This window comes from Mycobacterium sp. NGS40 (genome assembly GCF_059812735.1).
The window spans coordinates 1-2,133 of record NZ_JCALDG010000077.1; the positions used below are offsets into that span (position 1 = coordinate 1).

At 66.8% G+C, this 2,133-nt stretch carries 2 protein-coding genes; both read left to right on the forward strand.

Annotated features, from left to right (window positions below; all coding sequences use genetic code 11):
- Positions 1 to 186 (forward strand): PIN domain-containing protein (locus tag AC5Y5O_RS31910; RefSeq protein ID WP_500028734.1); only part of this gene is annotated, 186 nt, incomplete at its 5' end.
- A gap of 112 nt (positions 187 to 298) precedes the next feature.
- Positions 299 to 2,122: a hypothetical protein gene (locus tag AC5Y5O_RS31915; protein ID WP_061559521.1), complete on the forward strand. Its 1,824-nt coding sequence runs from the start codon at positions 299 to 301 to the stop codon at positions 2,120 to 2,122.
- Positions 2,123 to 2,133 lie beyond the last annotated feature (11 nt).

Sequence of the window (2,133 nt, forward strand, 5' to 3'; positions counted from 1 at the left end):
GACGCCGTGGCGGCGAGCTACGGCCAAATCGCTGCGGCTGTGGTGGATTCGGGGCGCCAGCCGCGGGCCCGGTCGATGGACTTGCTGATCGCGGCCACCGCTCATGCTCACGCTGCGCGCCTTTATACCCGCAACGCCGCTGACTTTGGCGGGTTGGGCCAACTGGTCGACGTCGTGGCGGTCTGAGCGCGGCTAGCCTGTGCCATACTGAGCGGAGTTTGGCAACGCCAGCGCGAGGGCGTCGTACTTGCGTCGACTGTTATCCATACCACCGTTGTCGTCGCTTACAGTTCGGTTTGTGGCGTTCAGTGGTGTGACCTTGAGTGTGCACTACACCTGGCGTCTGTCCGAGCCGATTCGCGAGCAATTGCGTCTCGCGCATGAGCTGCGCGAAGAGCTGGTGGTTATTCGGTTGGCCTACGAAGCCGATCTTCAAGCAATCTGGTCTAGTTTTCCCGCAGTGGCCGCGGCCGAAGAGCGCATCGCTCACGCCCAGGCGGCGTGGACCGCGGCGTTGGAAAGCGCGAAAGCCTCACGGGGGCAGTCGGAACGCGGTGTCCGGCGCAGTCCCGCCGAAACTTCAGCGATGTCGGCACTTCGTGAGGCACGCCAGCAGCGCCGCGCAGCGATCACCGAGGTTCGCGCCCAAGCCGCAGGCCCGCGCGCGGTGCGAACTGCGGCGTTCAACGCCGCGCAACGAGCCCTCTACCGACCCTACGTCCAAGAGCGGGGGCTGTTCTGGTGCACCTTTAACGATGTGGTGGCCCAACACGCCGGTGCGGTGAAACGCCTTCGTCAGCAACGCATCACCCGCCCCGACGCCACACTACGCCACCACCCCTTTGACGGCTCGGGAACGATTGCGGTTCAACTGATTCGCCGCCGCGACGATCCACCACGGTCCCCAGCGGTAGTCGCAGCCTTGGATGGCAAGTACCACAACTACTTTCAGCTTCCGTGGATCGATCCCGAGGTGTGGAACCAGATGTCCGCGAGCCAACAACGGCGTGCCGGGCGAGTCGTCGCCCGGTTCCGTTACGGCCGCAGCGCGGACGGGCCGATGCTGCTGGTGGAGCTGCCCGTCCAGCAGCATCGCCAACTGCCCGCTGACGCCGACATCACAGGTGCGCGACTGACCATCCGCCACACGCCGGCCGGGCCGCGCGCCACTCTCAATGTCTCAGCCACTGTGCCCGATCCCGACCCCCGGCGCACCGGCCCGGCGGTGGCAGTGCATCTGGGTTGGCGCCGCGGCGCCGACGGGATCATCGCGGCCACGTGGAGATCGACTCGGGCACTGAATATTCCAGAGGAATTTTGCGCCGTCGTAGTCGCCGAGACCACGCGTACCGGGCGGCTGATCGTGCCCGCGACACTCATCGATGGGTTCGCCCGTGCGGATCAAATCCGGGCCCAGCGCGGGCAAGCTACTCGCGCACTGCAGCTATCCCTTGTGACCTGGCTGGCCGAACACGGGCCGATCGACGATCCGCGCACGCCCGGCGGTGTCCTCGATGCCGCGACCGTCGAACATTGGCGCGGCGTAGCGAAATTCCACGCATTGGCTCGCGCTTGGGAAATCGCCCCGCCGGCGGATGCCAAGTCGATCGCGGCTCTACTTCTACGCTGGCAGCGCCGCGATCTCAAACTGCGGCGCGGCCCGGACCTCGGCCAGAGGCGTCATGCCATCGCTGCCCGCGACGATCTCTATCGCCGGTTCGCCGCCATGCTCGCCAGCCAGGCCAAAACCCTTGTGCTGGATGATTTGTTGCTGCCTGAACTCACCGCCGCATCCGTCCCGCGACCACGTGCTGCTCACAAAGGCATCGCGGCCGCGCGAAGCGTGGTGGCACCCGGACGGCTACGTACGCTCGTGACCACCGCGGCGTTGCGCGAGGGCTGCGCCGTCAGGGAGGTCGGTCGCTTTGGGCTCTCCCGCATCCACGGGGACGGCTGCGGCTACGAGAACCCCGCTGATGCGCGGTACCAGGCCGCGACGGTGCACTGTGATGGCTGCGGGCAGGACTACGACCAAGATCATGCGGCCACTGCGTTGATGCTGCGCCGGGCCGGCGCTATCCGTCATGGAGCGAGGGCTTCGACCAGCATCGTCGGCCCGTAGTGGCGGACTCG